Here is a 24,964-nt window from a genome sequence, read left to right on the forward strand (position 1 = left end):
GGTTCGCGCTTAGCGAATGCGAGCGCACACCTCGGTGGCGGAGAAGAAGTACGCGATCTCGCGAGCGGCGGAAGCCTCGGAGTCGGAGCCGTGAACAGCATTCTCGTCGATGGAAACGGCGAAGTCGGCGCGGATAGTGCCGGCGGCGGCTTCTTTCGGGTTGGTGGCGCCCATCAGCTCACGGTTCTTCAGAACGGCGTCTTCACCTTCCAGCACCTGGACGATAACCGGACCGGAAGTCATGAAGGCAACCAGATCCTTGAAGAAGCCGCGCTCGCTGTGCTCGGCGTAGAAACCGGCGGCTTCGCGCTCGGACAGCTGGACCATCTTGGAAGCGACGACGCGCAGGCCGGCCTTCTCGAAACGGGTGGTGATTTCACCGATGACGTTCTTGGCGACGGCATCCGGCTTGATGATGGAGAAAGTACGTTGAACAGCCATGTGAAGCTCCAGAGAGTTAAAGCGAAAAATTAAACCCGCGAATTATACGCGGGTTAGGGGGAAATGCGTAGGGCCGTGCCCTTGAGGGGTACAGCTCAGTCGAGTTCTTCGATCCAGGCCGCCTGAATGGCCTCCAGCACCTTCTCGCCGCCGCGCTGCGGATCGTCGGCGAAGTCCGGCAGGGCCAGCACCCAGCGGTGCAGATCGACGAAGTTGATGTAGCGCGGATCGACATCCGGCTTGCTTTCGGCCAGTTCGATGGCGATGTCCAGCACGTCAGCCCATTTCAGACTCATGACGGTTCCTTGAATCAGTGCGGCGCTTCGGCGGCATGATTGAGCGAGTATTTCGGGATTTCGACGGTCAGGTCTTCCGTCCCGACGACCGCCTGGCACGCCAGGCGCGATTGTGCCTCCAGCCCCCAGGCCCGATCGAGGAAATCCTCCTCCAGCTCGTCGGCCTCTTCCAGCGAATCGAAACCCTCGCGGATGATGCAGTGGCACGTGGTGCAGGCGCAGACGCCGCCACAGGCACTCTCCATCTCGATGTGGTGCGCATGGGCCAGCTCGAGAATCGACGTGCCGGGCTCAGCCTCCACGACCATGCCATCAGGGCAGAACTTCTCGTGCGGCAGAAAAATGACCTGTGGCATCAGTTATCCTCGATTTCATTCAGAGTGCGCCCCGCCAGAGCGGCTTTCACCGTCGAGTCCATCCGCCGCGCGGCGAAGGCGTCGGTAATCTGCGACAGGCGCTTGGTCTGCCGTTCGATGGCCGCCACGTCAGTGGTCGCCAGCAACTCGCGCAGCTCATCCATGCTCGCCAGGATGGCAATCCGCTCGTCGTCGCCGAGCAGCCGCTCGCCATCGACATCCAGCGCCGACTGCACGGCCTCGAGCAGACGCTCGGCATCGACCTGCTGCTCACGCAGGGCACGTGCATCCTTGTCGCCACCGGCATTATGGAAGGAGTCCTGCAACATGCGGGCGATCTCGCCATCGGTCAGGCCGTAGGACGGCTTGACCTGGATGCTCGCCTCGACGCCGGAACCCAGCTCGCGGGCGGCGACGCTGAGCAGGCCGTCGGCATCGACCTGGAAGGTCACGCGGATCTTCGCCGCGCCGGCGACCATCGGCGGAATGCCGCGCAGCTCGAAGCGCGCCAGGGAGCGGCAGTCCTTGACCAGCTCGCGCTCACCCTGCAGCACCTGGATGGCCATCGCCGTCTGGCCATCCTTGTAGGTGGTGAAGTCCTGGGCCCGCGCCACGGGAATGGTGGTATTGCGCGGAATGACCTTCTCCATCAGCCCACCCATGGTTTCCAGCCCCAGGGACAGCGGGATCACGTCGAGCAGCAACAGCTCCTCGCCGTTGCCGCGCTGGTTGCCGGCCAGGGTGTCGGCCTGGATCGCGGCGCCGATGGCCACCACCTGATCCGGGTCGATATCGGTCAGCGGAGGGCGCCCGAACAGCTCGCCCACCGCCTCGCGCACGCGCGGCACACGGGTGGAGCCGCCGACCATGACCACCGCCTCGACCTCCTCGACCTCGATGCCGGCATCGCGCACGGCGCGGCGGCAGGCCTTCAGGCTGCGGGCGACCATCGGCTCGATCAGCGCCTCGAACTGCGCCCGACTCAGTTCGCCGGACCAGCCATCGTGGACCACCGGCACACTGTCGGCCTCGGTCAGCGCTTCCTTGGCCGCACAGGCGGCCTGCAGCAGGCGGCGCTGGGCCGCCGGGTCGAGATCATGGGAGAGGCCGGCCCGCTCGATGATCCAGCCGGCAATGGCATGGTCGAAGTCGTCGCCACCCAGGGCACTGTCGCCGCCGGTCGCGAGCACCTCGAACACGCCCCGGGTCAGGCGCAGCACGGAAATATCGAAGGTGCCGCCGCCCAGGTCATAGATCGCGACCACACCCTCCGCGCCCTTGTCCAGGCCGTAGGCCACGGCGGCGGCGGTCGGCTCGTTGAGCAGGCGCAGCACATTGAGATTGGCCAGGCGCGCGGCATCCTTGGTGGCCTGGCGCTGGGCGTCGTCGAAATAGGCCGGCACCGTGATCACCGCGCCGACCAGTTCGCCGCCCAGGGCCGACTCGGCGCGCTCGCGCAGGGAGCGGAGAATTTCCGCCGACACTTCCACCGGGCTCTTGGCACCCTGCACCGTCTCGATGAACGGCATGTGCGACTCACCCTCGGCGAAGCGATAGGGCAACTGGTCGCCGAGCTGCCTGATGTCCTCGACACCACGCCCCATCAGGCGCTTGACCGATAGCACGGTGTTCAATGGGTCCAGCGCGGCCGAAGCCTTGGCGGAAGCGCCCACCTCGACGCGATCGGCGTGGTAGCGCACCGCGGACGGCAGGATCACCCGCCCTTCGGCATCGGCCAGCGGCGCGGACAGGCCGCTGCGGACGGCGGCGACCAGCGAATTGGTGGTACCCAGGTCGATACCCACCGCCAGACGGCGCTGGTGGGGTTGCGGGCTCTGTCCGGGCTCGGCGATCTGCAGTAGGGCCATGGTGCTCTAGGTATCAGGCGCGCAGCGCGGGCTGCGCCGGGTTAGTCGTCGAGGCGCTCTTCCAGGTCGCGCACTTCGTGGGCCAGCTTGTCGAGGAACTGCATGCGACGCACCAGGCGCTCGGCCTCCTCGCGTCGCGACGCATCGTCCCAGCAGGCGGAAAAACCTTCATCCAGCTCATCCTGAGCCGCCTTGAGGCGCTTCTTGAACGCCGCCACGCCGGCCAGGTCGGCACTGTCCTGCAGGTCTTCCAGCTCCTCGCGCCAGCGCATCTGCTGGAGCAGGAACTCGGGGTCCTGCACCGTCACTTCCAAGGGCAGCTCGCGGCCGCCCAGCGCCAATAGGTAAAGCGCACGCCGCGGCGCGCTCTTCAGGGTCTGATAGGCCTCGTTGAGTCGCGCCGACTGTTCCAGCGCCAGGCGCTGCTCACGCTCGCCGGCATCGGCGAAGCGATCCGGATGCACGGCCTTGGCCAGCTCGCGGTAGCGCGCCGACAGCTGCGCCTGATCCAGCCGGAACGCGGGCTGCAGCTCGAACAGGGCGAAATGACAGGGACTGCCCACAACAACCCGCCTTAGACGTTGAAGCTCTCGCCGCAGCCGCACTCGCCGCGCACGTTGGGGTTGTTGAACTTGAAGCCCTCGTTGAGGCCTTCGCGGACGAAGTCCAGTTCGGTGCCATCGAGGTAGGCCAGGCTCTTGGGGTCGATGATCACCTTGACGCCGAAGTTCTCGAACACCTGATCCTCGCCCGCCACTTCGTCGACGAACTCCAGCACATAGGCCAGGCCCGAGCAGCCGGTGGTGCGCACGCCAAGGCGGATGCCCTCGCCCTTGCCGCGCCCTTCGAGCGAGCGTTGCACATGGCGAGCGGCGGCTTCAGTCATGGTGATGGCCATAGCGGATCCTCGGTGGTGTCAGAGCAGACCTTTCTTCTGCTTGTAGTCGCGCACGGCGGCCTTGATGGCGTCCTCGGCGAGCACGGAGCAGTGGATCTTCACCGGCGGCAGGGCCAGTTCCTCGGCCAGCTGGGTGTTCTTGATGGTTTCGGCCTCGTCCAGCGTCTTGCCCTTCATCCACTCGGTGGCGAGGGAGCTGGAGGCGATGGCCGAGCCGCAGCCGTAGGTCTTGAACTTGGCGTCTTCGATCACGCCCTGCTCGTTGACCTTGATCTGCAGACGCATCACGTCGCCGCACGCCGGAGCGCCGACCATGCCGGTACCGACATTCGGGTCCTCGGCATCCATCTTGCCGACGTTGCGGGGGTTTTCGTAATGGTCGATGACCTTTTCACTGTATGCCATGCTGCCAATCCTCTCTCATCAGGTGCCGCTCTACAGGCGACTCGAAATCAGTGTGCCTGCCATTCGACCTTGGATATGTCGACACCTTCTTTGAACATGTCCCACAGCGGCGACAGCTCACGCAGCTTGTTCACCGCATCGGCCACCTTGCTGGCGGCGTAGTCGATCTCTTCCTCGGTGGTGAAGCGGCCGAAGGTGAAGCGGATCGAGCTGTGCGCCAGCTCGTCGTTGCGCCCCAGGGCGCGCAGCACGTAGGAAGGCTCCAGCGAGGCGGAAGTACAGGCGGAACCGGAAGAGACCGCCAGATCCTTGAGCGCCATGATCAGCGACTCGCCCTCGACGTAGTTGAAGCTGAGGTTCAGGTTGTGCGGCACGCGCTGGGTGAGGCTGCCGTTGACGTACAACTCCTCCATGCCCTCGACCTGCCGGTAGAAGCGGTCGCGCAGGGCCAGGATGCGCTCGTTCTCCTGCGCCATTTCTTCCTTGGCGATGCGGAAGGCCTCGCCCATGCCGACGATCTGGTGGGTCGCCAGGGTGCCGGAACGCATGCCGCGCTCGTGGCCGCCACCGTGGATCAGGGCTTCCAGGCGCACGCGCGGCTTGCGCCGTACGTAGAGGGCGCCGATGCCCTTGGGGCCATAGGTTTTGTGCGCAGAGAACGACATCAGGTCGACCTTCATCTTGTCCAGGTCGATCGCCACCTTGCCGGTGGACTGGGCCGCGTCGACGTGGAACAGGATGCCGCGGGAGCGGGTCAGCTCGCCAATGGCGGCGATGTCGTTGATGGTGCCGATCTCGTTGTTGACGTGCATGATCGACACCAGAATGGTGTCGTCGCGCAATGCCGCCTCGACCATGGCCGGAGTCACCAGGCCGTCTTCGCCCGGCTCGATGTAGGTCACCTCGAAGCCTTCGCGCTCCAGCTGGCGGGTGGTGTCCAGCACCGCCTTGTGCTCGATCTTCGAGGTGATGATGTGTTTGCCCTTGGTGCCGTAGAAGTGCGCGACGCCCTTGATGGCCAGGTTGTCGGATTCGGTGGCGCCGGAGGTCCAGACGATCTCGCGCGGGTCGGCGTTGACCAGCTCGGCGACCTGGCGACGGGCGTTCTCCACCGCTTCCTCGGCTTTCCAGCCGAATACGTGGGAGCGCGATGCCGGGTTGCCAAAGTTGCCATCCACCAGCAGGCACTCGCTCATCTTCTGCGCCACGCGCGGATCGACCGGGGTGGTGGCGGAGTAGTCGAGGTAAATCGGCAATCTCATCAGGTATCTCCTATTTCAGGCAGGCGCCCTGCTCACTCGACGGCGGACGCTTCGATCTTATCCAGCTGCGGCATCCTGCCATTACAGCGGCGCTGGTCCTGGCGCTGGGCGACTTCCTGCACTTCGCGCCGGGTCACCAGATCAGCCAGGCTGATGCCGCTGAGGAATTCGTGAATCTGCTGACTGAGGTCGCACCACAGATGGTGGGTCAGGCAGGTATCGCCCGAGTGGCAGTCACCCATACCCTGGCAACGGGTGGCGTCGACCGATTCATTCACCGCGTCGATCACCTGGGCCACCTGGATCACCCGCATGTCCCGCGACAGCTGGTAGCCGCCACCCGGGCCGCGCACGCTGCTGACCAGGTTGCCGCGACGCAGCTTGGCGAACAGCTGCTCCAGATAGGACAGGGAAATGCCCTGCCGCTCGGAGATATCCGCGAGCGAAACCGGCCCGTTCTGGGCATGCAGCGCCAGATCGAGCATGGCTGTGACGGCGTAACGGCCTTTGGTGGTCAGACGCATGGTTTTCGCACCACGGGTGAACTGAGTTGCCGCGATTATCCTCTTTTCCGACTATTTAGGTCAACTATAAGACCAATTAAAATAGTCAGGTATAGAGGCCGTGCGGGGCGCGAATGATAGCAGACTATCTGTCGTCAGGCAGCAGGCTTGTCGCCCTGCTCCTTGCAGACGTCGGCGAAGTCCTCGTCGCGCAGCGCCGGCAGGTCCTTGGCGCAGTAGTCGCTGCCCAGCTCCTTCAGCGCAGAGCACATGCCTTCGAGCCGGCCATCCACGGCATGCAGATGATCCAGCAGCTGGCCGATGGCGCGCGCCACCGGGTCGGGCATGTCCGGCCCAACGCCGTAGGCATCGAAGCCGAGCTTCTCGGCCATGGCCTGGCGTTTGGCCTCCTGCTCGTCGTCGCTCTTGACGATGATCCGCCCCGGAATGCCGACCACGGTGGCGCCGGGCGGCACCTCCTTGGTCACCACGGCGTTGGAGCCGACCTTGGCGCCGGCACCCACGGTGAACGGCCCCAGCACCTTGGCGCCGGCGCCGACCACCACGCCGTCCTCGAGGGTCGGGTGGCGCTTGCCCTTGTTCCAGCTGGTGCCACCCAGGGTCACGCCCTGATAGAGGGTGACGTCGTCGCCGATCTCGGCGGTCTCGCCGATGACGATGCCCATGCCGTGGTCGATGAAAAAGCGCCGGCCGATCCTCGCCCCCGGATGGATCTCGATGCCGGTCAGCCAGCGACCGAAATTGGAAACCACCCGCGCCAGCCACTTCCAACCGCTCGCCCACAGGGCATGGGCGACACGGTGCAGCCAGACGGCGTGCAGCCCCGGGTAGCAGGTCACCACTTCGAAGGCATTGCGCGCCGCCGGATCCCGATGGAAAACGCTCTGGATATCTTCGCGCACACGCTCAAACATCGTCTCTACTCCGCTTGTGAGGCTCGCCACGCACCGCCTTCCCGGTTTCCGTGAGGATGCCGCGCAGGATATTCATTTCCAGCTTGCTGATGCCACTGCGCCCGTACAGGCGCCGCAGGCGCGACATCAGGTGGCGCGGATTGGCCGGATCGAGGAAGCCGATCTCCACCAGCGTACTCTCCAGGTGGCCGTAGAACAGCTCCAGCTCATCCGTGGTCACCGACTGGGCATTGAGCATCGCCGTGGTTTCCAGCTTGTTCATCTTGGTCGGCTGGCCTTGCGCGGCCAGCCAGGCCATGCGCACCTCATAGGTCAGCACCTGCACCGCCGCCGCCAGGTTCAGCGAGCTGAACTTGGGGTCCGACGGGATATGCACATGGAACTGACAGCGCTGCAGCTCGTCGTTGGTCAGGCCGGCGTATTCACGACCGAACACCAGCGCCACCTCGCCGCCCTGCTCGACGTGTTGCAGCGAGGTGGTCGCACACTCGCGCGGGTCCAGCAGCGGCCAGGGAATGCGCCGGTCACGAGCACTGGTTCCGAGGGCCACGCTGCAGCCGACCAAAGCCTCCTCCAGCGTCTTTACGACCACGGCACTGTCGAGGATGTCGGTAGCGCCGGAGGCGCGCGCCACCGCCTCGCTACTGGGAAAGTCTTGCGGATCGACCAGCACGAGACGCGACAGGCCCATGTTCTTCATGGCCCGTGCGGCACCACCGATATTGCCGGGATGGCTGGTATTGACCAGCACCACGCGAATGTTCTGCAGCAACGCCAGCTCCGCCCGAGGATGCGAAAGGGCCATGAATGTTACAGAAGGCCCCAGCCCGATGTCATGCACAACGACGAGCCGGCTGCACAGAAAAAGCCAGTCTGCTAGAATGGCCGGCTTTACTCTTTAATGATCCAGGTGAACCTTCCATGCAGCCCATGCTGAATATCGCGCTGCGCGCTGCGCGCAGTGCCGGCGAACTGATCATCCGCTCCGTCGAACGCCTGGACGTCATCGCCGTCAACGAGAAGGATGCCAACGACTACGTCAGCGAAGTCGACCGCGCCGCCGAGCAGACCATCATCCAGGCGCTGCAGAAGGCCTATCCGACCCACGGCTTCCTCGGCGAGGAAAGCGGCAGCATCGCCGGCAGCGGCGACGGCGCCGACTACCAGTGGATCATCGACCCGCTGGACGGCACCACCAACTTCCTGCGCGGCGTGCCGCACTTCGCCGTCAGCATCGCCTGCAAGTACCGCGGCCGCCTGGAGCACGCCGTGGTGCTGGACCCGGTGCGCCAGGAAGAATTCACCGCCAGCCGCGGCCGTGGCGCCGCCGTCAACGGCAGGCGCATCCGCGTCAGCAACCGCAAGAGCCTGGACGGCGCCCTGCTGGGCACCGGCTTCCCATTCCGCGCCGAGCAGGTCGACAACCTGGACAACTACCTGGGCATGTTCCGCAGCCTGGTCGGCCAGACCGCCGGCATCCGTCGCGCCGGCGCCGCCAGCCTGGACCTGGCCTACGTCGCCGCCGGCCGCTACGACGCCTTCTGGGAGTTCGGCCTGTCCGAGTGGGACATGGCCGCCGGCGCCCTGCTGATCCAAGAAGCGGGCGGTCTGGTCAGCGACTTCAGCGGCGGTCACGACTTCCTCGAGAAGGGCCAGGTGGTCGCCGGCAACACCAAATGCTTCAAGGCGGTGCTGACCGCCATCCAGCCGCACCTGGCGCCGTCGATGAAACGCTGATCGAGCGCCCATGAAAAAGCCGCCCTAGGGGCGGCTTTTTCGTTTCCGGCCGGCGTTACTGGGCGACTTGCGACAGCACCAGCTGGCCTTCCTTGTTGACCGGGATCTGGCTGCCCGGGTCGCGATCCATGCGTACCTGGCCGACCTTGCCATCGAGCCGGTACTTCACGTCGTAGCCGACCAGTTTCTCGCTGGTATCGGTCACGGTGCTGCAGCGGGTCTCGGTGGTGGTGTAGGTGTCGCGTTGCTGCATGCCTTCCTGCACCTTGTTGCCGGCGTAGCCACCACCCACGGCGCCGGCGACGGTGGCGATCTTCTTGCCGTTGCCGCCGCCGACCTGGTTGCCCAGCAGGCCACCGACAACCGCGCCGATGGCGGTGCCGGCGATCTGGTGCTGGTCCTGCACCGGGCGCTGGCGGGTCACGGCCACGTCCTTGCAGACCTCGCGCGGCGTCTTGATGGTTTCATTGACCGGCTGCACCGCCAGCACCTCGGCGTACTGAGGGCCGCCCACCAGGCTATAGGCCGCTATCGCGCCGCCAGCGGTCACACCCACCGCGCCCAGCACTGCACCTACGATCATCGACTTGTTCATGGGGTCCTCCAGAGACTTCGGTTGCCGGGCGTTCACGCCCTACTCCCAGCCTTGGATTGAGCCATTTGAGGTGAGTTCCCGTTGCGCTGGCCGAGCGGCCCGAGGTGCGACGAAGCGCACACCCCGAAAACACGAAGCCCGGCACGGGGCCGGGCTTCGTCGGACGACCTGAGCGGATTCAGGGACGCTCATCCACCTCTTCGGCGACCGTCGGAGGAATCAGGTCCTCGCTGGTCAGCTTCAGCCAGACCAGCACGGTCGCGCCGATGTAGACCGACGAGTAGGTACCCACCACCACGCCGACCAGCAGGGTCAGGGCGAAGTTGGCCAGGGTATCGCCGCCGAACACCAGCAGCGCGATGAGCGCCAGCGCGGTGGAGAACGAAGTGGCGATGGTCCGCAGCAGGGTCTGGGTGACCGAGATATCGATGTTCTCGATCAGGTCGGCCTTGCGCAGAACACGGAAGTTCTCGCGGATACGGTCGTAGATGATGATCGTGTCGTTCAGCGAGTAGCCGATCATCGCCAGCACCGCCGCCAGCACCGTCAGGTCGAAGGGAATCTGGAAGAAGGCCAGGATACCCAGGGTCAGCACGGTGTCGTGGAACAGCGAGGCGACCGCGCCGACGCCGAACTTCCACTGGAAGCGGAAGGCCAGGTACAGCAGGATGCCGGCCAGCGCCAGCAGCATGGCCAAACCGCCCTGATCGCGCAGCTCCTCACCCACCTGCGGGCCGACGAACTCGACGCGCTTGAGCTCGAACCGGCTGTCCGGGTCGATCTTCTGCAGCGCGTCGGCGACCTGCCGGCCCAACTGCGGATCGTCACCAGCCAGGCGCACCAGCACGTCGGTGGTGGCGCCGAAGCTCTGCACGACCGCGTCGGTGTATCCGGCCTCGCCCAGCTCGCGCTTGATGAGTTCCAGATCGGCCGGCTTCTCGTATTGCAGCTCGATCAGGGTGCCGCCGGTGAAGTCCAGGCCAAAGTTCAGGCCCTTGGCGAACAGGGCGCCGAAGCCGATGAGGGTCAGCAGCACGGTGATGGCGAACGCGATGTTGCGGATCGCCATGAAACGGATGGTGTTCTTGATCATGGCCATTCCTCAGATCCACAGCTTCTTCATGTTACGGCCACCGAAGATCAGGTTGACCATGCCGCGGGTGAACATGATCGCCGTGAACATCGAGGTCAGGATGCCCAGCGACATGGTGACTGCGAAGCCCTTGACCGGCCCCGTGCCGAGGGCGAACAGGATGCCGCCGACCAGCAGGGTGGTGAGGTTACTGTCGATGATCGCCGAATAGGCGCGGTCGAAGCCCTCGTGGATGGCCCGCTGCACCGCCATGCCGTTGTTCAGCTCCTCACGTATCCGCGAGTAGATCAGCACGTTGGCGTCCACCGCCATGCCCAGCGTCAGCACGATACCGGCGATGCCGGGCAGCGTCAGCGTCGCGCCGATCACCGACATCAGGCCGACCAGCAACACCAGGTTGAAGGCCAGCGCCACGGTCGCCAGGATCCCGAAGAACTTGTAGATCAGGATCACGAAGATCGATACGAAGACCAGCGCCCACCAGGTGGAGTCGATGCCCTTGGCGATGTTCTCGGCACCCAGGCTCGGGCCGATGGTGCGTTCCTCGGCGAAGTACATCGGCGCCGCCAGACCGCCCGCGCGGAGCAGCAGGGCCAGTTCGGAGGATTCGCCCTTGCCGTCCAGGCCGGTGATGCGGAACTGGCTGCCCAGCGCCGACTGGATGGTGGCCAGACTGATGATCTTCTTCTCTTCCTTGAAGGAGGAGACGGCCACTTCCTTCTCGACGCCGTCGACCACCTGCTTGACGTACTGGGTCACCGGCTTCTGCTCGATGAAGATCACCGCCATGCTGCGGCCCACGTTGTTGCGGGTGGCGCGGTTCATCAGCTCGCCGCCGTGGCCGTCCAGGCGGATGTTGACCTGGGGCCGGCCGTTCTCGTCGTAGCTGGCCTGGGCGTCGGTGACCTGGTCACCGGTGATGATCAGGCTCCGCTCCAGCAGCACGGCCGGGCGGCCGGACTCGCGGAACTCGAAGGGCTCGGTGGTGGCACGCGGCGCCTCGGACTCGGCCTGCAGACGGAATTCCAGGTTGGCGGTCTTGCCGAGGATGCGCTTGGCTTCGGCGGTGTCCTGCACGCCCGGCAGCTCGACCACGATGCGGTTGGCGCCCTGGCGCTGGACCAGCGGCTCGGCCACGCCCAGCTCGTTGACCCGGTTGCGCACGGTGGTCAGGTTCTGCTTGATCGAGTATTCGCGGATTTCCGCGCGCTTGGCCTCGCTCAGCGGCAGGCGCAGCACCGACAGACCGTTGCGCTCGGCGGTGGTCAGGTCGAAGTCGTTGAAGTTCTTGGTGATCAGGCCACGGGCCTTCTCCAGCGACTCGCCGTCGGAGAAGCCCAGCTGGATGGCGCCGTCCTGCTGCGGCAGGCTGCGGTAGCGCACGCGCTCCTTGCGCAGCAGGCTCTTGATCTCGCTCTCGTAGACCTTGAGGCGGGCGTCCATGGCCTTGTCCATGTCCACTTCCAGCAGGAAGTGCACGCCGCCGGACAGGTCGAGGCCCAGCTTCATCGGGCCGGCGCCGAGGCTGCGCAGCCACTGGGGCGTGGTCGGGGCCAGGTTCAGCGCCACTACGTAGTCGTCGCCGAGGGAACGGCGCACCAGTTCCTTGGCCGGCAGCTGGTCGCCGAGCTTGAACAGGCGGATCAGGCCGCCCTTGCCCTGGCCGGTCAGGCTCGCGTCCTTGACCTTGATGCCCGCTTCTTCGAGCGCCTTGCCGACGCGGTCGAGGTCGGCCTGGCCGATCTCGAGCGCGGAGCTGGCGCCGCTGATCTGGATGGCCGGGTCATCCGGGTACAGATTGGGCGCGGAATAGATTAAGCCGACGGCCAGTACGGCCAGGATCAGCAGGTACTTCCACAGAGGATATTTGTTGAGCATGACGCCGCCCGTTATGACACGGGGCGCCTGAAGCGCCCCGTCGTGACTGAAGATGAATCGTTAGATGGCTTTCAGGGTGCCCTTCGGCAGGGTCGCCGCGATGGCCTGCTTCTGGAACCTGAGCTCGACGTTGTCGGAAACCTCGATCACCACGAAGTCGTCGGTCACCTTGGTGACCTTGCCGGCGATGCCGCCGCTGGTCACGACCTCGTCGCCCTTCTGCAGGCCGCCGAGCAGGTTCTTGTGCTCCTTGGCGCGCTTGGCCTGGGGACGCCAGATCATCAGATAGAAGATGACCAGGAAGCCAATCAGGAACACCCACTCGAAGCCGGTACCGGCGGGGCCGGCGGCAGCGGCCGGCACGGCGGCGTCGGCATAGGCGGCGGGAATCAGAAAGCTCATGGAAAACTCCTATTTCGAGGTCTGGAAACTGTTGTTGTCTGGTTGGCCGGCTGTTGTCGGCCATCGCGCATAGATGGAGGCGAAGCGGTAAATTTCAACCGCCCGGCCACTCTCAGGGCTCCAGCGGCGGCGTCGGCAGTCCGCGCCGGGCATAGAAGGCGTCGACAAAGGCGGCCAATGTACCCTGTTGAATTGCCTCGCGCAAACCAGCCATGAGGCGCTGGTAATGGCGCAAGTTGTGGATGGTATTGAGCATGCTTCCCAGCATTTCGCCGCATTTGTCCAGGTGGTAGAGGTAAGCGCGGGAGAAGTGCTGGCAGGTGTAGCAGTCGCAGGCCGGGTCCAGCGGCGAGTCGTCGTGCTTGTGCACGGCGTTGCGTATCTTGATCACCCCGGTGTCGATGAACAGGTGGCCGTTGCGCGCGTTGCGGGTCGGCATCACGCAGTCGAACATGTCCACCCCGCGGCGCACACCCTCGACCAGGTCTTCCGGCTTGCCCACGCCCATCAGGTAGCGCGGCTTGTCGGCCGGCAGGTGCGGCGGCAGGAAGTCCAGCACGCGGATCATCTCTTCCTTCGGCTCGCCTACCGAGAGGCCGCCGATGGCCAGGCCGTCGAAGCCGATCTCCAGCAGCCCTTCCAGGGAGCGCAGGCGCAGTTCCTCGTGCATGCCGCCCTGGACGATGCCGAACAGCGCCGAGGGATTGCCCTCGTGGGCGTTCTTCGAGCGCTTGGCCCAGCGCAGCGACAGTTCCATGGAGCGCTTGGCGGTGTCGAAGTCGGCCGGGTACGGGGTGCATTCATCGAAGATCATCACGATGTCCGAGCCCAGGTCGCGCTGGACCTGCATGGACTCTTCCGGCCCCATGAACACCTTGGCGCCATCGACCGGCGAGGCGAAGTAGACGCCCTCCTCCTTGATCTTGCGCATGGCGCCCAGGCTGAACACCTGGAAGCCGCCCGAATCGGTGAGGATCGGCCCCTGCCACTGCATGAAGTCATGCAGGTCGCCGTGCTTCTTGATCACCTCGGTGCCAGGACGCAGCCACAGGTGGAAGGTGTTGCCGAGGATGATCTGCGCGCCGATGGCCTCGATGTCGCGCGGCAGCATGCCCTTGACCGTGCCGTAGGTGCCCACCGGCATGAAAGCCGGGGTCTCCACCACGCCGCGGGGGAAGGTCAGGCGGCCGCGGCGGGCACGGCCGTCGCTGGCCAGCAGCTCGAAGGACATGTGGCTCATGGAGTCTCCTCGGGACCGCGCGGGTCGGGGTTGCGGGTGATGAACATGGCGTCGCCGTAGCTGAAGAAGCGGTACTGCGCCTCGACCGCCGCGGCGTAGGCGGCCATGGTCTCGGGGTAGCCGGCGAAGGCCGATACCAGCATCAGCAGGGTCGATTCCGGCAGGTGGAAGTTGGTGACCAGGGCATCGACCACATGGAAGGTCTTGCCCGGGTAGAGAAAGATGTCGGTGTCGCCGCTGAACGCCTTGAGCTGGCCGTCGCGGGCGGCGCTCTCCAGGGAACGCACGCTGGTGGTGCCCACCGCGATCACCCGGCCGCCGCGGGCGCGACAGGCGGCGACCGCGTCGACCACGTCCTGGCCGACCTGCAGCCACTCGCGGTGCATGTGGTGGTCCTCGATGAGCTCGACCCGCACCGGCTGGAAGGTGCCGGCGCCGACGTGCAGGGTGACGAAGGCGGTGTCCACACCCTTGTCGCGGATCGCCGCCAGCAGCGCCTCGTCGAAGTGCAGCCCGGCGGTCGGTGCGGCCACGGCGCCGGCCTTGTCGCGGTCGGAATAGACGGTCTGGTAGCGCTCGTGGTCGGAAGCATCGTCGGCGCGATCGATATAGGGCGGCAGCGGCATGTGGCCGACCCGCTCCAGCAGCGGCAGCACCTCTTCGCCGAAGCGCAGCTCGAACAGCGCGTCGTGGCGGGCGACCATCTCGGCCTCGCCGCCACCTTCTATATGGATCAGCGAGCCCGGCTTGGGCGACTTGCTGGAACGCACGTGGGCCAGCACCCGATGGCTGTCCAGCACCCGCTCGACCAGGATTTCCAGCTTGCCGCCGGAGGCCTTGTGGCCGAACAGGCGCGCCGGGATCACCCGGGTGTCGTTGAACACCATCAGGTCGCCGGGGCGCAGGTAGTCGAGCAGGTCGGCGAAGCGCCGGTGCGCCAGTTCGCCGCTCGCGCCGTCCAGCACCAGCAGGCGGCTGGAGCGCCGCTCGGCCAGCGGATGACGGGCGATCAGGGCGTCAGGCAGGTCGAAATGGAAGTCGGCAACACGCATGGGTCAGTCTCGCAGGGGGCGCAGAGCTTACCGGAAAGCGGGCCCGCGGGCCACGCACCGGCCGACTGAAGGCGCTGCGCGGCTCGCCGGAACCCCGGCGCCCTGCGACCTCAATGCCCGTGCTTGTCCTGCTCCAGCGTCTCCAGCAGGGCGATCTGCATCCGCGAATGCAGGCGGATCAGCCAGCGCCACAGCAAGGCGATGGCGCCGACCGCCACCAGGCCGATCACCACCAGCGCCTCGACGGTCGGCAGGATGCTGGCCGACAGCGCCATCAGCAGCAGCATGATCACCACCAGGGAGAACAGCGGGATCAGCTCGGCGATCACCTTGCGCACGCGCACCGTGTGCCGGCCGGCCTTCTCCGGGCGCACCGCCAGCTCGGCGAGCAGCATGGCCAGTGCCTTCAGCTTGCGGTAGGCGGCGACCAGGAACGGCAGCGACACCAGCAGCGCGCCTCCCCACACCAGGGAGCGCTGAACGTTCTCCCCCTCGACCCAGGGCGCCAGGTAGCCCTCCAGGGTCGCGGCGAAGTAGCGGGCACCGAGGAAGAATGCCACCACCAGGGCGATGTTGACGCCCACCTGCAGCAGGATGCGCCGGATCATGCTCATCAGCATGACGTTCTGGCCCTGGGGCTGGATGCTGCGCAGCCAGTCGCCGTACAGATTGAAGATGCGCGCGATACGCTCCGGCATCACCCGTGCCAGGGTGTTGGAGAAGGGGTCGGCGGCGCGGATCAGGTAGGGCGTGGTCAGCGTGGTGATGGCCGACACGGCCACCGCCACCGGATAGAGGAAGTCGCTGGTGACCTGCAGGGTCATGCCCAGCGCGGCGATGATGAAGGAGAACTCGCCGATCTGCGACAGACCCATGCCGACGCGCAGCGAGGTACGCCCGTCGTTGCCGGCGATGAAGGCACCGAGGCCGCAGGACACCACCTTGCCGACGATCACCGCCACCGTGATCACCAGGATCGGCACGGTGTACTCGATGAGGATGTTCGGGTCGATCAGCAGGCCGATGGCGACGAAGAAGATCGCGCTGAACATGTCGCGCACCGGCTCGATCAGGCGCTCGATCTGCGGCAGCTGGCGCGACTCGGCCATGATCGCGCCGATCAGGAAGGCGCCCAGCACCATGCTGTACTCCAGCTTGACCACCAGCAGGCAGAAGCCGAAGCACAGGCCCAGCACGGTGACCAGCAACATTTCGTTGCTCTCGAAGCGGGCCACGTAGGCGAGCAGGCGCGGCACCAGCAGGATGCCGATCACCAGCGCTACGATCATGAACAGCGACAGCTTGCCGACGGTGGCGAACACCTCGCCGGTCTCCACCGAACCGGTCACCGCGATGCCGGACAGCAGGGCGATGATGCCGATGCCGAGGATGTCCTCGACGATCAGCACGCCGAAGATCAGTTGGGCGAAGCGCTCGTTCTTCAGCTTCAGGTCATTGAGCGCCTTGATGATGATGGTGGTCGAGGAGATCGCCAGGATGCCGCCGAGGAACAGCGAGTCCATCTTGCTCCAGCCGAAGTAGCTGCCGATCTCGTAGCCGATCCACAGCATCAGGCCGATCTCCAGCGACGCCGCGATGAAGGCGGTGGAGCCGACGCTGAACAGCTTGCGCAGACTGAATTCGAGGCCGAGGAAGAACATCAGGAAGATCACCCCCAGCTCGGCGAGGATCTTGATCGTTTCTTCTTCGTGGATCAGGCCGAAGGGCGGCGTGTGCGGGCCGATGAGGAAGCCGGCGAGGATGTAACCGAGCACCACGGGCTGGCGCATGCGATGGAACAGAATGGTGACCACGCCGGCGACCAGCATGATCACGGCCAGATCCTGGATGAAGCTTACGGCATGCATCGCGGCGTCCCTCCCCTGTGTAAGCGCCCCCGGCGCCACGTGCGCGGCCACCGCGAAAATAGATGTCAAAGCCTAACATCTTGATTTACCGGACTTATCGATGCCGGTCCAGGATTTTGTAAGCTCAGATGGCAGAACCGAAGCGCAATTGACCGCCTTCCGGCGCCTCCCTATACTGCGCGCCCATCGTGCCTCGGTGGCGGAATCGGTAGACGCGGCGGATTCAAAATCCGTTTTCGAAAGAAGTGAGAGTTCGAGTCTCTCCCGGGGCACCACGATATCCCTCCCAAATTGCCTGCGAGGCCCCTGGAATCGCCTGTTCCAGGGGGCTTGGCAAATGAGTTTGAGTTAGCGTAGAGTGGGTCAACTGTGTTTGCATGGGTCGCCTTGAATCGTGACCTGGTGCAGTAGATCCCAAGATCCGCTACATCCCGCTCGACTTCTCTTACTCTCTGCAACCAGTTCCAGCCCTCTCGCGCCTGAAAATCCGGGAGGCTGTCATCAACTCTAGTTTCAAGGAAATAAGACAATGTCGAATCGTCAAACCGGCACCGTCAAATGGTTCAACGACGAGAAGGGCTTCGGCTTCATCACCCCCGAGAGCGGTCCGGATCTGTTCGTGCACTTCCGCGCTATCGAAGGTAGTGGCTTCCGCAGCCTGAAAGAAGGCCAGAAAGTGACTTTCGAAGCCGTGCAAGGCCAGAAAGGCATGCAAGCCGACAAGGTCCAGGTTCTGGGCTAATCGCTGCTGCTACGAAAGAGCCCCTGATGGCGACATCAGGGGCTTTTTTGTGCCCGGTGATTTTTGTGCCCGGCGTTTCCAGCCCGTACAATCCGGCGCGGTTCCCTTCCCTGTCGAGCTGTCCATGCCCAAGCACATGCTGCGCCCCCAGGGCGACTTCCCCGTCGCCGGCCTGATCCGCCGCTTCGCCGCGATGTTCTACGACTTCCTGCTGTGCGTCGCGCTGGTGATGGTGGTCGGCCTGATCTACCAGCAGGGCCTGCTGCGGATGATCTACGGCGGCGAACGGCTGATGGAGCTGTCCGAGATGGGCGCCCTGGACAACGACCCGCTGCTGGCCAGCCTGGTGCTGCTCAGCCTGTTCGGTTTCTTCGCCAAGTTCTGGACCCACAACGGCCAGACCCTCGGCATGCAGGCCTGGGGCCTGCGCATCCAGAACGCGGACGGCTCGGCCATCAGCCTGTGGCAGGCGCTGCTGCGCTTCGTGGTGGCCATCGGCTCCTGGCTGTTCCTCGGCCTCGGCTTCCTCTGGGCGCTGTGGGACAAGGAGAAGCGCAGCTGGCACGACATCTATTCGGAAAGCCGCGTGGTGCAGCTGCCCAAGGGCATTCACAAGAAATAGGTGCGGCCTTGGCTGCGAGCTGTTTTCGGGGCTGAGAGAAAAAGCTCGCGGCCAAGGCCGCTCCCACGGGGCGTCTGACCAGACGATGCTCTCCGTTGCAAACGCTCAGCCGGCAGCCAGCCCCGGTATCAGCACGTTGCTGACCAGCCAGGCGGTCGCCAGCGCCCCGATCAGGCAGACGATCGCGCCGCCGGCTGCCTGCCAGTAGAAGCGCCGCGCCAGTTCGTCCTCCCCGCTGTTGGAAAGAATGAAGGGATAGGACTCTCCCGGCCGGCTCAGCTGGTGATGCACCGGCGCCTCGCCGCGCGCCGCGTGGCGCCGCTGGGCCTCGGCCCGCGCCGACTGGCGCATGCGCTCCCACTCCGAAGTGTCCAGCTGGCCGTCGCCATTGACGTCGAAGCGCTGCACCAGGCCGGCGAAGTCGCTCTTCCACTCGCGGATCACCTCGCCCTGCGCCTGGGTCAGGTCGAAGGCCTCGGCGCCGCCCAGGGTGCGGAAATTGCCGATGGCGTAGAGGGGCTGGTCGGCGTGCAGGCGCTCCTCGGTATAGCGGTAGTGGCCGCTACCGCCGAGCAGCATGCCGAACAGCCCCAGGCTCGGCCCGTTGGGGTTGCCCATGGGCCGGCGCTCGTTGCCGTACCAGGTTTCGCGGACGACCGGCCGCACCTCCGCGCCGCGCGGGTTGATCAGGCATTCGCCGGTGGCGTCGCGCAGGCGCAGCCAGGCCTCGCTGGTGCCGCTCTCGAGCACGCGCCAGGAGCGGCGCTTGCCCTGCTCGCTGTATTCCTCGACCTTGAAGCGCCACCACAGGCAGGACGTGCCGGACAACGGCGCGCGCACCTCGCCTTCGTCATGGGCATGCAGAACACCGTAAAGCTCGACGTACCCCTGCGCCGCCGAGCGGATCTTCGAGGTCGGCGTGTTGAGCAGGAAGCGCGCCTCGGACAGGCGCCTGATGCACCACCAGCCGCCGCCGGCGCAGGTGCCGACGCTGAAGAACAGGCTGATCGCCAGCCCACCGACATCCATGCTCAGTTGAACAGCGACTTGAGGTCGACGTCGGCCTTCTCTTCCTCGCTGAACTGCAGCAGCTCGGCTTCCTTGAAGGCGAACAGGCGTGCCAGGATCACGTCGGGGAACTGCTCGATGCGCACGTTGTTCAGGTTGACCGCTTCGTTGTACAGCTCGCGGCGGTCGGCGATGGCGTTCTCCAGGCCGGAGATGCGCTGCTGCAGGTGCTGGAAGCTCTCGTTGGCCTTGAGGTCCGGGTAGTTCTCGGCCAGGGCGAACAACTGGCCCAGGCCGGCGCGCAGGGTGCTCTCGGCCTTGCCCAGGGCGCCCACGTCATGCTGCTCGCGGGCACTGGCCACGGCGCTGCGGGCGGCCACCACCCGCTCCAGGGTGGTGCGCTCGTGCTGCATGTACTGCTTGCAGGTCTCCACCAGCTTGGGCAGTTCGTCGTGGCGCTGCTTGAGCAGCACGTCGATGTTCGACCAGGCCTTGCTCACCCCGTGCTTGAGGCGCACCAGGCCGTTGTAGAGGACCACCGCCCAGGCGGCGAGGAGGAACAGCACGACGAGTACGACGACGGCAGTGAGGCTCATGGACAACGCTCCTTGTGGACTGCCGGCATTCTAGCGACAGCGCGTCCCGCCTCTCAACGCAGCGCGGGAAAACGGCTTTGCAATTAATGAAAATCTTTCGCATCATTGGGCGGTTTTCCCGCCTTCCAACACTAGAAGCAAAGGACTCCGCCATGACTCGCATGCCCCTGGCCACCGCCAGCCTGCTGGCCCTCGCCATTTCCCTCGCCGGCTGCGGCGACGACAAGAAAGAGGCCGCCGCGCCGCAAGCCCAGGCGCCGGCCGCCGCCAACACCGAAGCCCCGGCCGCCGCCGCTGCGAACAAAGTGGACGAAGCCGCTGCCAAGGCCGTGGTCGCCCACTACGCCGACCTCGCCCTGGCCGTGTTCAGCGACGCCGCCAGCACCGGCAAGAGCCTGCAGAGCGCCATCGACGCCTTCCTCGCCAACCCCAGCGAAGACACCCTGAAGGCCGCCAAGGAAGCCTGGCTGGCGGCCCGCGTGCCGTACATGCAGACCGAGGTGTTCCGCTTCGGCAACGCCGTGGTCGACGACTGGGAAGGCCAGCTGAACGCCTGGCCGCTGGACGAAGGCCTGATCGACTACGTGGCCGGCGACTACCAGCACGCGCTGGGCAACCCGGGCGCCAGCGCCAACATCATCGCCAACACCACCATCCAGGTCGGCGAAGACAAGATCGACGTCACCGAGATCACTGGCGAGAAACTGGCCGAGCTGAACGAGTTGGGCGGTTCCGAGGCCAACGTCGCCACCGGCTACCACGCCATCGAATTCCTGCTCTGGGGCCAGGACCTGAACGGCACCAACCCGGGCGCCGGCAACCGTCCCTACACCGACTACCTGACCGGCGAAGGCGCCACCGGCGGCAACAACGAGCGTCGCCGCACCTACCTGAAGGCCGCCACCGACCTGCTGGTCGCTGATCTGGACGGTATGGTCGAGCAGTGGAAGGCCGGCGTCGCCGACAACTACCGCGCCAAGCTGGAGGCCGAGTCGGCCGAGAGCGGCCTGCGCAAGATGCTGTTCGGCATGGGCAGCCTGTCCCTCGGCGAGCTGGCCGGCGAGCGCATGAAGGTCGCCCTGGAAGCCAACTCCACCGAAGACGAGCACGACTGCTTCAGCGACAACACCCACAACTCGCACTTCTACAACGGCAAGGGCATCCGCAACATCTACCTGGGCGAGTACAAGAAGGTCGACGGCACCACCCTGACCGGCCCGAGCCTGTCCTCCCTGGTCGCCAAGCTGGACGCCCAGGCCGACAGCGCTCTCAAGGCCGACCTGGAAACCACCGAGGCCAAGCTGCAGGCCCTGGTCGACAGCGCCGAGAAGAACAACGTGCACTTCGACCAGCTGATCGCCGCCGACAACGCGGACGGCCAGCAGCTGGTGCGTGACGCCATCGCCGCGCTGGTCAAGCAGACCGGCTCCATCGAGAAGGCCTCCGCCGTGCTGGGCATCAGCGACCTAAACCCGGACACCGCCGACCACGAGTTCTGATCGGTCGCCAGCAGTAAAACGGACGGGCTCACGAGGCCCGTCCGTTCTTTTCCCTCCTCCGCTTTACCCTCTCCCCTCTCCCCTCTCCCAGGCTCAGTCCGTCCGCTGCACGGCTGCGGCCACATCCACCCTGCGTGGCAACAGACGATGTTCGAAGAACAGGTCGGCTGTGCGCTGCTGTGCGGCGACGATCTCGGCCGTCAGCGGGCCGATCGGTGATGGCGGGCGGTGGCTGAAGGCCCGTGCGATCACCGCCTCGCCCAGGCCGGTGACCCGTGCCAGCAGGGCGATGCTGGCGGCTTCGTCGCTGCGGGTCAGCGCCTCGGCGCGGTTCAGCTCGGCGAGCAGTTCAGGCAGGAATCGCGGGTGAGCCTCGGCGAACGGCCGCGCCGCGAGCACGAAGGGCCCGCTCAGGTCGAGGCCCTCGCCGTTGGCCAGCAGCCGCGCGCGGCCTTCCAGCTCGATGGCGGAGTAGAACGGGTCCCAGATCGCCCAGGCATCCACGCTGCCACGCTCGAAGGCGGCGCGGGCGTCGGCCGGCGGCAGGTAGATCGGCTGGATATCGGCGAACGTCAAACCTTCACGGGCCAGCGCGCGCAGCACCAGGCTGTGCGCGCTGGAGCCCTTCTGCAGCGCCACGCGCTTGCCCTTGAGCTGAGCCACCGCCTGGATCGGGCTATCAGCCGCCACCAGGATCACCTCGGCCTGCGGCTTGGGCGGCTCGGCGCCGATGTACAGCAGGTCAGCCCCGGCGGCCTGGGCGAACAGCGGCGGGATGTCGCCGGTGGAGCCGACGTCCAGGCTGCCGATATTCAGCGCCTCCAACATCTGCGGCCCGGCCGGGAATTCGATCCACTGCACCCGCACCTCGGGGAATCGCTTCTCCAGCATCCGGTGTTCCTTGGCCAGCACCAGGCTGGTGGAGCCCTTCTGGAAGCCGATGCGCAGCACCTCGGGCTCGGCCGCCCGCGCCACGCCGGCGAGGGCCAGCAGCGCCAGCACGGCGGCGCCGAATCGGATGGTCTTCATCTTCACTCCTGCCAGTCGGTGGACGGTTTTTCCCAGAGATTGATGCCGCCCTCCACCGCGTAGCGGTCGATCTCGGCCAGTTCCTCGGCGCTGAACGCCAGGTTGTCCAGGGCGGCGACGTTCTCGACGATCTGCTCCGGGCGGCTGGCGCCGATCAACGCTGAGCTGACCCGCGGATCGCGCAGGGTCCAGGCCAGCGCCAGCTGGGCCAGACTCTGCCCGCGCCGCGCGGCGATCTCGTTCAAGGCGCGAGCGCGGGCGATGTTGGCCTCGGACAGGTGCTCCGGACGCAGCGAGGCGCCGCCCGGGCGGTTGACCCGCGCGTCCTGCGGGATGCCATCGAGGTACTTGTCGCTGAGCAGGCCCTGGGCCAGGGCGGTGAACACGATGACGCCGGCGCCCAGCTCGTCGGTAGCGTCGAGCAGGTCCTGCTCGATCCAGCGGTTGAACAGGTTGTAGGCCGGCTGGTGGATCAGCAGCGGTACCTTCAGCTCACGCAGCAGCGCGGCGATCTCGCGGGTCTTGCCCGCCGAGTAGGAGGAGATGCCGACGTACAGCGCCTTGCCCTGGCGGACGATGTCGGCCAGGGCGATGGCGGTCTCCTCCAGCGGCGTGTCGGCGTCGAAGCGGTGCGAGTAGAAGATGTCCACGTAGTCCAGGCCCAGGCGCTGCAGGCTCTGGTCGAGGCTGGAGATCAGGTACTTGCGCGAGCTGCCGCCCTGGCCGTACGGCCCCGGCCACATGTCCCAGCCGGCCTTGGTGGAGATGATCAGTTCATCGCGGTGGGCCTTAAAGTCTTCCTGCAGCAGGCGGCCGAAGTTGCTCTCGGCGCTGCCGTAGGGCGGGCCGTAGTTGTTGGCCAGGTCGAAGTGGGTGATGCCCAGGTCGAAGGCGGTGCGCAGCAGCGCGCGCTGGGTATCGATCGGCATGGCGTCGCCGAAGTTGTGCCACAGGCCCAGGGACAGGGCCGGCAGCAGCAGGCCGCTGCGACCGACGCGGCGGTAGGGGATGCGCTGGTAGCGGTTGGCGGCGGGGATGTAGGTCATGGGGAATCCTTGGCGTATCGGTGTACGGTCTCCCCTCTCCTGCGGGAGAGGGGCCGGGGCGGCCCGCGTAGGGGTGAGGGGCTTCCAGGCTGCTCCGAGTCGCCCATAGCACCCTCACCCCGGCCCTCTCCCGGAGGGAGAGGGGGTTGTTCGGCGTCAGGTGAAGAAGGGGTTGCTTGGATACGGCAAGCCGAGGTGCTCGCGCAGGGTGCGGCCGCGGTATTCGGTGCGGAACAGGCCACGCCGCTGCAGTTCGGGCACTACCTTGGTGGCAACGTCCTCCAGGCCGGCCGGCATGTGCGGCACCAGCACGTTGAAACCGTCGGCGCCGCGGCCCTCGAACCAGGCCTGCAGCTCGTCGGCGATCTGCGTCGGCGTGCCGATCAGGCTGTGGTGGCCACGCCCGCCGGCGATGCGCCGGCCGAGTTGGGCCAGGGTCAGGTTCTCGTTGCCGGCCAGTTCGGTGAGCAGCACCTGGCGACTGCGCTGGCCGTTGTCGGTCAGCGGCAGCTCCGGCAGCGGGCCATCCAGCGGGTAGCCGGACAGGTCGAAGTTGCCCAGCATGCGGCCGAGCAAGGCCACACCCACCTCGGGCTCGACCAGCGCCTGGAACTGCTCGAACTTCTCGCGGGCCTCGGCCTCGCTGTCGCCGACCACCACGAACACGCCGGGCATGATCTTCAGCTCGTCCTCGCCGCGCCCGTACTTGCCCAGGCGACCCTTGAGGTCGGCATAGAAGGCCTGGGCATTGGCCAGCGAGGTCTGCGCGGTGAACACCACCTCGGCGGTCTCGGCGGCCAGCTCGCGGCCGGTCTCCGAGGAGCCGGCCTGCACCACCACCGGCCGGCCCTGGGGCGAGCGGGCGACGTTGAGCGGGCCGCGCACGCGGAAGTGTTCGCCGTGGTGGTCGAGCACATGCAGCCTGGCCGGGTCGTAGAAGCGCCCGCCGGCCTGGTCGTGGACGAAGGCATCGTCGGCCCAGCTGTCCCACAGGCCGCGCACCACCTGGTGGAACTCGCGGGCGCGGGTGTAGCGCTCGGCGTGCGGGATGTGCGCGTCGCGGCCGAAGTTGAAGGCCTCGGCGGCGGCGTCCGAGGTCACCAGGTTCCAGCCGGCGCGGCCGCCGGAGATATGGTCCAGCGAGGCGAACTTGCGCGCCACGTGGTACGGCTCGTTGTAGCTGGTGGTCACCGTGCTGACCAGGCCGATGCGCTCGGTGACGGCGGCCAGCGCCGAGAGCAGGGTCAGCGGCTCGAAGTACACCGAGCGCGGCGTGCGGCTGGCGATGGCGTCGCTCGGCGCCGCCACGCTGTCGGCGACGAACAGGGCGTCGAACCTGGCCGCCTCGGCGATCTGCGCGGCGCGGCGGTACTGGGCGAAGTCCAGCGGGTTGGGCACCACGTCCGGGTGGCGCCAGGCGGCGATGTGGTGCCCGGTGGCCATGAGGAAGGCGCCGAGGCTTAGTTGACGGGGTTGGGTCATGAAGAAGTACCTGGATCGATGACAATGCCGCCCGGCCGTTCTGCGCCAGCTCGGACGGGTTCTGCACGCGGCGGGTCCATACGGTGCGCCATGGCCACGGAAGCGGTGCGC

Annotated in this window: 27 protein-coding genes and 1 tRNA gene; 5 read left to right on the forward strand and 23 right to left on the reverse strand. The window is 66.2% G+C overall.

The window, feature by feature from the left end; translation table 11 throughout:
• Positions 1 to 9: 9 nt before the first annotated feature.
• From ndk to trmJ, 11 genes are all read right to left on the reverse strand, one after another.
• On the reverse strand, positions 10 to 441 hold the full coding sequence (gene ndk, locus N5D30_RS14275) for a nucleoside-diphosphate kinase (protein WP_043308688.1): 432 nt from the start codon (positions 439 to 441) through the stop codon (positions 10 to 12).
• 95 nt (positions 442 to 536) lie between these two features.
• Positions 537 to 737: a Fe-S cluster assembly protein IscX gene (gene iscX, locus N5D30_RS14280; protein WP_220815499.1), complete on the reverse strand. Its 201-nt coding sequence runs from the start codon at positions 735 to 737 to the stop codon at positions 537 to 539.
• A 14-nt stretch (positions 738 to 751) separates the two neighbouring features.
• Positions 752 to 1,093 (reverse strand): ISC system 2Fe-2S type ferredoxin, encoded by a 342-nt coding sequence (fdx, locus tag N5D30_RS14285; RefSeq protein WP_220815500.1) that lies wholly within the window; start codon positions 1,091 to 1,093, stop codon positions 752 to 754.
• Positions 1,093 to 2,961, reverse strand: a complete 1,869-nt coding sequence (hscA, locus tag N5D30_RS14290) for a Fe-S protein assembly chaperone HscA (RefSeq protein ID WP_279909559.1) — start codon at positions 2,959 to 2,961, stop codon at positions 1,093 to 1,095. The genes fdx and hscA overlap by 1 nt, the downstream gene beginning before the upstream one ends.
• A 41-nt stretch (positions 2,962 to 3,002) precedes the next feature.
• Entirely contained in the window at positions 3,003 to 3,524 is a 522-nt protein-coding gene (gene hscB, locus N5D30_RS14295; protein WP_279909560.1) for a co-chaperone HscB, read from the reverse strand.
• A gap of 11 nt (positions 3,525 to 3,535) precedes the next feature.
• The gene (gene iscA / locus N5D30_RS14300; protein WP_220815503.1) at positions 3,536 to 3,859 is read right to left on the reverse strand and encodes an iron-sulfur cluster assembly protein IscA; all 324 of its coding nucleotides are present in this window, start codon (positions 3,857 to 3,859) and stop codon (positions 3,536 to 3,538) included.
• An 18-nt stretch (positions 3,860 to 3,877) separates the two neighbouring features.
• On the reverse strand, positions 3,878 to 4,264 hold the full coding sequence (gene iscU, locus N5D30_RS14305; RefSeq protein WP_220815504.1) for a Fe-S cluster assembly scaffold IscU: 387 nt from the start codon (positions 4,262 to 4,264) through the stop codon (positions 3,878 to 3,880).
• Positions 4,265 to 4,311: 47 nt separating this feature from the next.
• Complete coding sequence (locus N5D30_RS14310) at positions 4,312 to 5,526, reverse strand: IscS subfamily cysteine desulfurase (protein WP_220815505.1); 1,215 nt, start codon at positions 5,524 to 5,526, stop codon at positions 4,312 to 4,314.
• 32 nt (positions 5,527 to 5,558) lie between these two features.
• Positions 5,559 to 6,050, reverse strand: a complete 492-nt coding sequence (gene iscR / locus N5D30_RS14315; RefSeq protein WP_220815506.1) for a Fe-S cluster assembly transcriptional regulator IscR — start codon at positions 6,048 to 6,050, stop codon at positions 5,559 to 5,561.
• Between the two features lie 134 nt (positions 6,051 to 6,184).
• Complete coding sequence (gene cysE / locus N5D30_RS14320) at positions 6,185 to 6,964, reverse strand: serine O-acetyltransferase (RefSeq protein ID WP_279909562.1); 780 nt, start codon at positions 6,962 to 6,964, stop codon at positions 6,185 to 6,187.
• Positions 6,957 to 7,736: a tRNA (cytosine(32)/uridine(32)-2'-O)-methyltransferase TrmJ gene (gene trmJ / locus N5D30_RS14325; RefSeq protein WP_279909591.1), complete on the reverse strand. Its 780-nt coding sequence runs from the start codon at positions 7,734 to 7,736 to the stop codon at positions 6,957 to 6,959. The genes cysE and trmJ overlap by 8 nt, the downstream gene beginning before the upstream one ends.
• 149 nt (positions 7,737 to 7,885) lie before the next feature.
• Between trmJ and suhB the strand changes: the two genes are divergently transcribed.
• Positions 7,886 to 8,701 (forward strand): inositol-phosphate phosphatase, encoded by an 816-nt coding sequence (suhB, locus tag N5D30_RS14330; RefSeq protein WP_220815509.1) that lies wholly within the window; start codon positions 7,886 to 7,888, stop codon positions 8,699 to 8,701.
• Between the two features lie 55 nt (positions 8,702 to 8,756).
• On the opposite strand, the gene N5D30_RS14335 is transcribed toward suhB, so the two are convergent.
• From N5D30_RS14335 to N5D30_RS14365, 7 genes are all read right to left on the reverse strand, one after another.
• Positions 8,757 to 9,296, reverse strand: coding sequence for a glycine zipper 2TM domain-containing protein (locus N5D30_RS14335; protein WP_279909563.1), 540 nt, complete (start codon positions 9,294 to 9,296; stop codon positions 8,757 to 8,759).
• 178 nt (positions 9,297 to 9,474) lie between these two features.
• On the reverse strand, positions 9,475 to 10,389 hold the full coding sequence (secF, locus tag N5D30_RS14340; RefSeq protein WP_279903172.1) for a protein translocase subunit SecF: 915 nt from the start codon (positions 10,387 to 10,389) through the stop codon (positions 9,475 to 9,477).
• 9 nt (positions 10,390 to 10,398) lie between these two features.
• Positions 10,399 to 12,267: a protein translocase subunit SecD gene (gene secD / locus N5D30_RS14345; RefSeq protein WP_279909565.1), complete on the reverse strand. Its 1,869-nt coding sequence runs from the start codon at positions 12,265 to 12,267 to the stop codon at positions 10,399 to 10,401.
• A 60-nt stretch (positions 12,268 to 12,327) separates the two neighbouring features.
• Positions 12,328 to 12,669 carry a preprotein translocase subunit YajC gene (yajC, locus tag N5D30_RS14350; RefSeq protein ID WP_279909567.1) on the reverse strand — a complete coding sequence of 114 codons (342 nt, stop codon included), beginning with the start codon at positions 12,667 to 12,669 and terminating at the stop codon, positions 12,328 to 12,330.
• Between the two features lie 112 nt (positions 12,670 to 12,781).
• A complete protein-coding gene (gene tgt, locus N5D30_RS14355) occupies positions 12,782 to 13,900 on the reverse strand; it encodes a tRNA guanosine(34) transglycosylase Tgt (protein ID WP_279909592.1) in 1,119 nt (372 codons plus the stop codon).
• Between the two features lie 5 nt (positions 13,901 to 13,905).
• Entirely contained in the window at positions 13,906 to 14,961 is a 1,056-nt protein-coding gene (queA, locus tag N5D30_RS14360) for a tRNA preQ1(34) S-adenosylmethionine ribosyltransferase-isomerase QueA (protein WP_279909568.1), read from the reverse strand.
• A 110-nt stretch (positions 14,962 to 15,071) separates the two neighbouring features.
• Positions 15,072 to 16,829, reverse strand: coding sequence for a cation:proton antiporter (locus tag N5D30_RS14365; RefSeq protein ID WP_220815515.1), 1,758 nt, complete (start codon positions 16,827 to 16,829; stop codon positions 15,072 to 15,074).
• A 190-nt stretch (positions 16,830 to 17,019) separates the two neighbouring features.
• On the opposite strand from N5D30_RS14365, the gene N5D30_RS14370 reads away from it, so the two are divergent.
• From N5D30_RS14370 to N5D30_RS14380, 3 genes are all read left to right on the forward strand, one after another.
• Positions 17,020 to 17,104: transfer RNA gene (locus N5D30_RS14370), tRNA-Leu, on the forward strand.
• Between the two features lie 254 nt (positions 17,105 to 17,358).
• Positions 17,359 to 17,571 carry a cold-shock protein gene (locus N5D30_RS14375; RefSeq protein WP_021700367.1) on the forward strand — a complete coding sequence of 71 codons (213 nt, stop codon included), beginning with the start codon at positions 17,359 to 17,361 and terminating at the stop codon, positions 17,569 to 17,571.
• A gap of 124 nt (positions 17,572 to 17,695) precedes the next feature.
• Positions 17,696 to 18,193: an RDD family protein gene (locus N5D30_RS14380; RefSeq protein WP_279909571.1), complete on the forward strand. Its 498-nt coding sequence runs from the start codon at positions 17,696 to 17,698 to the stop codon at positions 18,191 to 18,193.
• A 105-nt stretch (positions 18,194 to 18,298) separates the two neighbouring features.
• Here the strand turns inward: N5D30_RS14380 and N5D30_RS14385 are convergent, their stop codons facing one another.
• Together N5D30_RS14385 and N5D30_RS14390 are read right to left on the reverse strand one after the other, a co-directional pair.
• Complete coding sequence (locus tag N5D30_RS14385; RefSeq protein WP_279909572.1) at positions 18,299 to 19,222, reverse strand: GIDE domain-containing protein; 924 nt, start codon at positions 19,220 to 19,222, stop codon at positions 18,299 to 18,301.
• Between the two features lie 2 nt (positions 19,223 to 19,224).
• Positions 19,225 to 19,797, reverse strand: a complete 573-nt coding sequence (locus tag N5D30_RS14390; RefSeq protein WP_220815518.1) for a LemA family protein — start codon at positions 19,795 to 19,797, stop codon at positions 19,225 to 19,227.
• Between the two features lie 152 nt (positions 19,798 to 19,949).
• Here N5D30_RS14390 and N5D30_RS14395 point away from each other — a divergent pair, with 152 nt between their 5' ends.
• Positions 19,950 to 21,296, forward strand: coding sequence for an imelysin family protein (locus tag N5D30_RS14395; RefSeq protein ID WP_279909574.1), 1,347 nt, complete (start codon positions 19,950 to 19,952; stop codon positions 21,294 to 21,296).
• 93 nt (positions 21,297 to 21,389) lie between these two features.
• Here N5D30_RS14395 and N5D30_RS14400 read toward each other — a convergent pair whose 3' ends face one another.
• The 3 genes from N5D30_RS14400 to N5D30_RS14410 form a co-directional block, all read right to left on the reverse strand.
• On the reverse strand, positions 21,390 to 22,325 hold the full coding sequence (locus tag N5D30_RS14400; protein ID WP_279909575.1) for an aliphatic sulfonate ABC transporter substrate-binding protein: 936 nt from the start codon (positions 22,323 to 22,325) through the stop codon (positions 21,390 to 21,392).
• A gap of 2 nt (positions 22,326 to 22,327) precedes the next feature.
• Positions 22,328 to 23,371 carry an L-glyceraldehyde 3-phosphate reductase gene (gene mgrA, locus N5D30_RS14405; protein ID WP_279909576.1) on the reverse strand — a complete coding sequence of 348 codons (1,044 nt, stop codon included), beginning with the start codon at positions 23,369 to 23,371 and terminating at the stop codon, positions 22,328 to 22,330.
• Between the two features lie 156 nt (positions 23,372 to 23,527).
• Positions 23,528 to 24,853, reverse strand: coding sequence for an LLM class flavin-dependent oxidoreductase (locus tag N5D30_RS14410; RefSeq protein WP_279909577.1), 1,326 nt, complete (start codon positions 24,851 to 24,853; stop codon positions 23,528 to 23,530).
• Between the last annotated feature and the right edge of the window lie 111 nt (positions 24,854 to 24,964).

It is taken from the genome of Pseudomonas sp. GD03875 (assembly GCF_029840585.1).
In the GTDB taxonomy this organism is placed as follows: domain Bacteria; phylum Pseudomonadota; class Gammaproteobacteria; order Pseudomonadales; family Pseudomonadaceae; genus Aquipseudomonas; species Aquipseudomonas paralcaligenes.

Excerpts from the sequence above, each read along its gene's own strand:
- N5D30_RS14310 (WP_220815505.1), bottom strand. The coding sequence starts at position 5,526 with ATGAGATTGCCGATTTACCTCGACTACTCCGCCACCACCCCGGTCGAT.
- ndk (WP_043308688.1), bottom strand. The coding sequence starts at position 441 with ATGGCTGTTCAACGTACTTTCTCCATCATCAAGCCGGATGCCGTCGCC.
- N5D30_RS14380 (WP_279909571.1), top strand. The coding sequence starts at position 17,696 with ATGCCCAAGCACATGCTGCGCCCCCAGGGCGACTTCCCCGTCGCCGGC.
- mgrA (WP_279909576.1), bottom strand. The coding sequence starts at position 23,371 with ATGACCTACATCCCCGCCGCCAACCGCTACCAGCGCATCCCCTACCGC.
- N5D30_RS14385 (WP_279909572.1), bottom strand. The coding sequence starts at position 19,222 with ATGGATGTCGGTGGGCTGGCGATCAGCCTGTTCTTCAGCGTCGGCACC.
- yajC (WP_279909567.1), bottom strand. The coding sequence starts at position 12,669 with ATGAGCTTTCTGATTCCCGCCGCCTATGCCGACGCCGCCGTGCCGGCC.
- hscA (WP_279909559.1), bottom strand. The coding sequence starts at position 2,961 with ATGGCCCTACTGCAGATCGCCGAGCCCGGACAGAGCCCGCAACCCCAC.
- N5D30_RS14375 (WP_021700367.1), top strand. The coding sequence starts at position 17,359 with ATGTCGAATCGTCAAACCGGCACCGTCAAATGGTTCAACGACGAGAAG.
- iscA (WP_220815503.1), bottom strand. The coding sequence starts at position 3,859 with ATGGCCATCACCATGACTGAAGCCGCCGCTCGCCATGTGCAACGCTCG.
- N5D30_RS14400 (WP_279909575.1), bottom strand. The coding sequence starts at position 22,325 with ATGAAGACCATCCGATTCGGCGCCGCCGTGCTGGCGCTGCTGGCCCTC.
- secD (WP_279909565.1), bottom strand. The coding sequence starts at position 12,267 with ATGCTCAACAAATATCCTCTGTGGAAGTACCTGCTGATCCTGGCCGTA.
- tgt (WP_279909592.1), bottom strand. The coding sequence starts at position 13,900 with ATGTCCTTCGAGCTGCTGGCCAGCGACGGCCGTGCCCGCCGCGGCCGC.
- iscU (WP_220815504.1), bottom strand. The coding sequence starts at position 4,264 with ATGGCATACAGTGAAAAGGTCATCGACCATTACGAAAACCCCCGCAAC.
- suhB (WP_220815509.1), top strand. The coding sequence starts at position 7,886 with ATGCAGCCCATGCTGAATATCGCGCTGCGCGCTGCGCGCAGTGCCGGC.
- N5D30_RS14390 (WP_220815518.1), bottom strand. The coding sequence starts at position 19,797 with ATGAGCCTCACTGCCGTCGTCGTACTCGTCGTGCTGTTCCTCCTCGCC.
- N5D30_RS14395 (WP_279909574.1), top strand. The coding sequence starts at position 19,950 with ATGACTCGCATGCCCCTGGCCACCGCCAGCCTGCTGGCCCTCGCCATT.
- N5D30_RS14410 (WP_279909577.1), bottom strand. The coding sequence starts at position 24,853 with ATGACCCAACCCCGTCAACTAAGCCTCGGCGCCTTCCTCATGGCCACC.
- N5D30_RS14335 (WP_279909563.1), bottom strand. The coding sequence starts at position 9,296 with ATGAACAAGTCGATGATCGTAGGTGCAGTGCTGGGCGCGGTGGGTGTG.
- secF (WP_279903172.1), bottom strand. The coding sequence starts at position 10,389 with ATGATCAAGAACACCATCCGTTTCATGGCGATCCGCAACATCGCGTTC.
- iscX (WP_220815499.1), bottom strand. The coding sequence starts at position 737 with ATGAGTCTGAAATGGGCTGACGTGCTGGACATCGCCATCGAACTGGCC.
- fdx (WP_220815500.1), bottom strand. The coding sequence starts at position 1,093 with ATGCCACAGGTCATTTTTCTGCCGCACGAGAAGTTCTGCCCTGATGGC.
- iscR (WP_220815506.1), bottom strand. The coding sequence starts at position 6,050 with ATGCGTCTGACCACCAAAGGCCGTTACGCCGTCACAGCCATGCTCGAT.
- cysE (WP_279909562.1), bottom strand. The coding sequence starts at position 6,964 with ATGTTTGAGCGTGTGCGCGAAGATATCCAGAGCGTTTTCCATCGGGAT.
- N5D30_RS14365 (WP_220815515.1), bottom strand. The coding sequence starts at position 16,829 with ATGCATGCCGTAAGCTTCATCCAGGATCTGGCCGTGATCATGCTGGTC.
- queA (WP_279909568.1), bottom strand. The coding sequence starts at position 14,961 with ATGCGTGTTGCCGACTTCCATTTCGACCTGCCTGACGCCCTGATCGCC.